This window comes from Haliea sp., from assembly GCF_040222615.1.
Classification (GTDB): Bacteria; Pseudomonadota; Gammaproteobacteria; order Pseudomonadales; family Halieaceae; genus Haliea.
Map to the genome: position 1 here is coordinate 1 of NZ_JAVKCQ010000087.1, position 5,563 is coordinate 5,563.

At 59.9% G+C, this 5,563-nt stretch carries 5 protein-coding genes; all 5 read left to right on the plus strand.

Features of this window, described 5'->3' with window-relative positions:
* Positions 1-210 (plus strand): pyridoxal-phosphate dependent enzyme (locus RJQ10_RS07515; RefSeq protein WP_350145202.1); only part of this gene is annotated, 210 nt, incomplete at its 5' end.
* A gap of 32 nt (positions 211-242) precedes the next feature.
* Entirely contained in the window at positions 243-1,487 is a 1,245-nt protein-coding gene (locus RJQ10_RS07520) for a dicarboxylate/amino acid:cation symporter (protein WP_350145204.1), read from the plus strand.
* A gap of 158 nt (positions 1,488-1,645) precedes the next feature.
* Positions 1,646-3,145: an aldehyde dehydrogenase gene (locus tag RJQ10_RS07525; RefSeq protein ID WP_350145206.1), complete on the plus strand. Its 1,500-nt coding sequence runs from the start codon at positions 1,646-1,648 to the stop codon at positions 3,143-3,145.
* A 27-nt stretch (positions 3,146-3,172) separates the two neighbouring features.
* Entirely contained in the window at positions 3,173-4,279 is a 1,107-nt protein-coding gene (locus tag RJQ10_RS07530) for a cis-3-hydroxy-L-proline dehydratase (protein ID WP_350145208.1), read from the plus strand.
* Positions 4,276-5,181: a 4-hydroxy-tetrahydrodipicolinate synthase gene (gene dapA, locus RJQ10_RS07535; RefSeq protein WP_350145210.1), complete on the plus strand. Its 906-nt coding sequence runs from the start codon at positions 4,276-4,278 to the stop codon at positions 5,179-5,181. Before RJQ10_RS07530 ends, dapA begins: the two co-directional genes overlap by 4 nt.
* Positions 5,182-5,563: the final 382 nt, after the last annotated feature.

Below are 5,563 nucleotides of genomic sequence, written 5' to 3' on the forward strand. Positions count from 1 at the left end.
GGCCTGCCGACGCAAGGCTGCATCGAGGCCATCCACCTGATGAGTCGCCTCGAGGGGATCCTGCTGGACCCTGTCTACTCCGCCAAGGGGATGGCAGGTCTCATTGACCTTGTCCATAAGGGCCGCTTCACCCGTGACCAGAATATCGTATTCCTCCATACTGGAGGTGCACAGGCCTTGCATGGCTACCGCACGCTGCTGGGCTCCTGAGAACCCGTGAGAGCCGCGCCCGAATATCCGCCGTGTTGGCGACCACCAGCAACACTTTGCGCAGCATGAGCATCTGGCAGCGGGTCCTCCTTGGCCTGATTCTGGGGGCGCTGGCGGGGCCGCTGCTCGGCGAGCATGCCAGCTTTCTCAAGCCGGTGGGAGATGCGTTTATCGCGCTCATCAAGATGCTGGTGGTACCCCTGATCTTCGTCTCTATCGTGGGCGGGATCAGCTCCGTCGGCGACGTCAGCCGGATGAGCAGGATGGGCAGGAGGACCATCGGGCTCTACCTGGTGACGACCTCGATCGCCATTGTCATCGGGTTGGCCGCGGCGGCCGTCCTGCAACCCGGCGCGGGCGTCGCGATACATGAAACCGCGGGGGTGCCTTCAGACTTCGCAGCCCCCGGGATTGCCGAGATGCTGCTCCGGCTGATACCCGAGAACCCTTTCGCCGCATTCAGCTCGGGAGACACGCTGCAGGTCATCGTCTTCTCGATCCTGTTCGGTATTGCCCTGACCGCGGTGGGATCCGCTGGCACACCGGTAGTCCGTCTGGTAGAGGCACTGTCTGCGGTCATATTCCGTCTGACGGACATGATCATCACCCTCGCGCCGATCGGTGTTTTTGCCCTGATCGCCGTAACCACCGCAGAATATGGCATCAGTGTACTGCTGCCGCTGGGCAAGCTGATACTGGCAGTCTATGCCGCGTGCATTTTGCATATCGTCCTCTCACTGGGAGGACTGCTGGTACTCCTGGGGCGTGTCGATCCCATGCAATTCCTCCGTGGTATCCTTGAGGCGCAGATCATCGCCTTCAGCACTACCACCGCCGCAGGCACTTTGCCGGTCACCATGGCCTGCGCTCGTGAAAACCTCGGTGTGTCGCAGGAGGTCGCGGGATTCGTGCTACCTATCGGCACCACGATTAACATGGACGGCACCGCGATCTACCAGGCGGTTGCAGCGGTCTTCCTGGCTCAGACCTACGGCATCGAACTGGCTGTAATGGACTACGCGACGATCGGCGCGACAGCCCTGCTCGCCTCCGTGGGGACGGCCGCAATCCCGGCCGGAGGCCTCATGGCACTGTCCATTGTCCTGGTCTCGGTTGGCTTGCCTCTGGAAGGTATCGCCCTGATTGCGGGCATCGACCGGGTCCTCGACATGATGCGTACCGCCACCAATGTCACCGGTGACGCGGCTATCTCTGTCCTGGTTGCGGTCAGCGAGGGCGAACTGGACCGTGACGTATTTTCCAGACGGGCGGCTTGACCCTTCAGCGCTTCACATGAGCTGCTGGCGTAGCGATTCCTGCCGATCCCAACCTGAGCTCGGGATGTCGGAATGAAACAGCATTGTGCCTAGAGACACAATCTTTGGCGCGGGGCACGCATTAAGCTGCGTGATGACTTATCACGGAGCTGTCGAGCATGAACGATGCTGATCTGGTAAAAATGCGGGAGCGAGTGGCCGGCCTCTCTTTCGAGTCCCGGGCATTCATTGACGGCGACTATCATCATGGGGCTTCTGGCCGTACCGTGCCAACGGAGAACCCCGCGACCGGCGAGCAACTTGCCGCGGTCACCTGCTGCGGCACAGAAGATCTGGATCGCGCTGTTATCGCCGCACGGCGCAGCTTCGACAGTGGCGTCTGGTCACGCAGCTCACCGACCGGCAGGAAGGAGGTTCTGCTGCGGCTGGCTTCCCTGATCGAGTCCGAGTTACCCACGCTTGCGCTGCTTGACTGCCTTGAGGCTGGGAAACCTGTCGCGGAATGCGTGAACACAGATCTGCCGGAAACCATCGAATGTTTCCGCTGGTATGCCGAACTCACAGACAAGATCTACGGGGAAACCGCACCCTGCCCACCCGAGCGCCTGTCGTTCATCGAGCGCGAACCAGTGGGTGTGGTCGCAGCAGTCACCCCCTGGAACTTCCCGCTGTTGATGGCCGCCTGGAAAGTGGCGCCCGCTCTTGCCGCGGGAAACAGTGTCATCCTGAAACCTTCCGAGCTGACGTCCCTGAGCGCAGTGTATCTCGCCGGTCTTGCTCACAGCGCCGGAGTACCTGCAGGTGTCTTCCAGGTGCTGCCAGGGATGGGTGAGGAGATTGGTGCCGCCATCGGCCGCCACCCGGATATTGACATGGTCGCATTCACTGGCTCCACCGAGGTGGGGCGACTTTTCCTCCAGTATTCAGCACAGTCCAATTTGAAGCGGATCAGTCTAGAATGTGGCGGTAAGAGTCCGCAGGTGGTTTTTGAGGACGGCATCGATATCCCGGGTTTGATCGATGAAATATGCAACGCCGCGTTCTGGAACATGGGCGAGAACTGCAGTTGCGGGTCGCGACTCCTGCTGCAGGATTCTATCGCAGAGCAGGTTTTGGATGCGGTCGCAGCGAGACTTCAGGACTGGCAACCTGGCGACCCTCTTGACCCGGCAACACGTACCGGCCCGATGATAGAGAGCGAACACCGCGACAAGGTCCTGCATTTCGTGCGGGAGGCAGTAGTCGCGGGCGCAAACCTCAGGGCTGGCACCGACGCGAGCCATCCGGGAAATGGCTATTATGTGGCACCGACCATCCTCGACGCGGTACAACCCGAGATGCGAATAGCCAGAGAGGAAATCTTCGGGCCTGTGCTTGCGGCATTGCGCTTTCGGGACGAGGAGGAGGCGATACAGCTGGCCAACGCGACCCGGTATGGCCTCGCCGCCTCTGTCTATACGCGAGACTTTGGCCGCGCCCACCGCGTGGCAAGAAAACTGCGAGCGGGTACCGTATCGATCAATTGCTTCTCGGAGGGGTCAATTGCCACGCCTTTCGGTGGCTTTGGCGAGTCGGGATTCGGTAGTCGCGACAAAGGCAAGCAGGCTTACGACCAGTACTGCGAGCTCAAGACAATCTGGGCGTCACTCGCCCCCTGATCGATACCAGCCAAAGGATAGGTAAAGATGAAAATTACTCGAATCAGCGTGTATCAAATTGACCTGCCCCTGAAAGAGGGGCGCTATAGTTGGTCGGGGGGGAAATCCGTTGATGTCTTTGACAGCACCGTGGTGGCCATTGAGACCGACGCCGGTATCACCGGTTACGGCGAGGTTTGTCCCCTTGGACCATTTTATCTGCCTGCCTATGCCGCGGGTGCCAGGGCCGGGATTGCAGAGCTGGGGCCCCACTTGCTTGGCGAAGACCCGCTCGCCCTGGGCACGCTGAATCATCGAATGGACTGCGCACTCCGGGGTCACGCTTACGTCAAGTCGGCAATCGACATGGCCTGTTGGGATATCCTGGGCAAGCAGGCAAAGCTTCCGGTATGCCAACTGATGGGTGGCCGCTACGGCGATGATTTTCACCTGTACAGAGCCATATCCCAGCGTACACCCGAGGAGATGGCGAGCAACGTCGAGGGATACCGCGCAGAGGGATATCGGCGCTTCCAACTCAAGGTCGGAGGGGACCCGGACACCGATATTGAGCGGATCCGCGCAGTGTCGAAGGTACTTCAGCAAGGTGACCGGCTGATCGCCGATGCGAACACTGGCTGGACCATGCATGAAGCCTTGCGGGTAGTCAATGCAGTTCGAGACATCGATGTCTACATTGAGCAGCCATGCCTGAGCTACGAGGAGTGTCTGGCCGTGCGGCAGCGAACGCCTCATCCATTTGTACTGGATGAATGCATAGACGGGCTGCGGGAACTCATGCGTGGCCACCAGGACCGCGCGATGGATGCCGTAAACCTCAAGATCAGCAAGTTCGGCGGTTTGACCAAAGCCAGGCAGGCACGTGATCTGTGCGCCTCGCTTGGGATCGCGATGACGATCGAAGACAGCTGGGGCGGTGATATCGTCACGGCAGCAATCGCGCACCTCGCACACAGCACTCCAACTGAATTGCTGCTCACTTCAACGGACTTCAACAGCTATGTAACCGTTAAAAATGCCAATGGCGCTCCCGAGCGGGAAAACGGGAGACTGGCAGCGTCAACTTCGCCGGGGCTGGGGATTACACCCACAGACGCTGTGTTCAATAACCAAGTGCTGGACATCAGACTATGACGATAATTGCTACCCCGCCACGCGGAATCTACCCTGCGTTGGCAACCGCTTTCAAGTCCGATGGTTCGCTCGACCTTGAGCGCACCGGCGCCCTTGCAAGTTGGCTCATCGAGTCGGGTGTGCACGGACTCGCGCCCCTGGGAAGCACGGGCGAGTTCTACACACTCAGCCGCGAGGAGCGCGAGGCTGTGAGCGCCTGTGTTATTGAGGCTGCAGCAGGGCGGGCGCCAGTCATCGTAGGCGCTAACGCCAGCAGTACGGCCGAAGTCATTCAGTACTGTAAGATCGCCCGAAAGCAGGGAGCTTCCGGAGTACTGCTGGCACCGCCCTACTACGCACTTCCGACCCGCAGAGAACTGTTGCAACACTTTACGAAGGTTGCTTCTGCCACTGATCTGCCAATAACGCTTTACAATTACCCCGGACGTACCGGGGTCGACCTCGACCTGGATATCGTTGTCAAGCTGGCGGCTATTGAAACGGTGGTGGCCATAAAGGAAAGTAGCGGAGATGCGACCCGCATTGCCTCTATCCGGGAAATGTGCGAGGGCCGTATCGCTGTATTGTGCGGATGCGACACCTTGGCTCTGGAGAGCTTCGCGGCCGGAGCAGAAGGCTGGATCGGCGGTGGAGCCAACTTCCTACCCAGAGAGCACATCGAGTTGTACGAGCTGATGGTATTGCAAGCAGACCTTGTAAACGGCAGAAAACTGGCGGCGTCGATACTGCCGGTGTTGCGGCAATTGGAGGAGAGCGGCGCGTACACCCAATGCGTCAAGGCGGGCCTGAATATCATTGGTCATCCGGCCGGTCCTCCCAGGGCACCCCTGATGCCCGCCGACGAGGAGCAGTCACGTTCGCTGAAGCGTGCAATCGAGACCTTGCAAAGCCAGCCCCGTTGACTTGAGCACTCGGGGCGGCGACGTGCCCGGCACCCCGTGGAGGTACACCCCACCCAACGTCTCTCAAGCCCGGGCGAGCGATCCTGCGACAAATCATGCACTGGTAGACAAGCAGCTACTGCTGCCTACTTGCGCCGCGAGTCTCTGAGGATCGCCGACCGCAAGATGACGGTCAGCGCAGGGTTGGGAGAAAGAGAAAGGCCCGTCTGCTGTTGAACCCATAACAGCGGGAAGTTTCAATAGAGCCCACAAGCAGAATCTGAACGAGGCGGCGAGAGCGCATGCCGTAGTTCGGCATGCGCAACTCGCCGGGTATATCAATTGAAGCGGTAGTTCAGCCGCCCAAAGAACCGAAGACCAAGCACGTCATAGGTATTGGGGT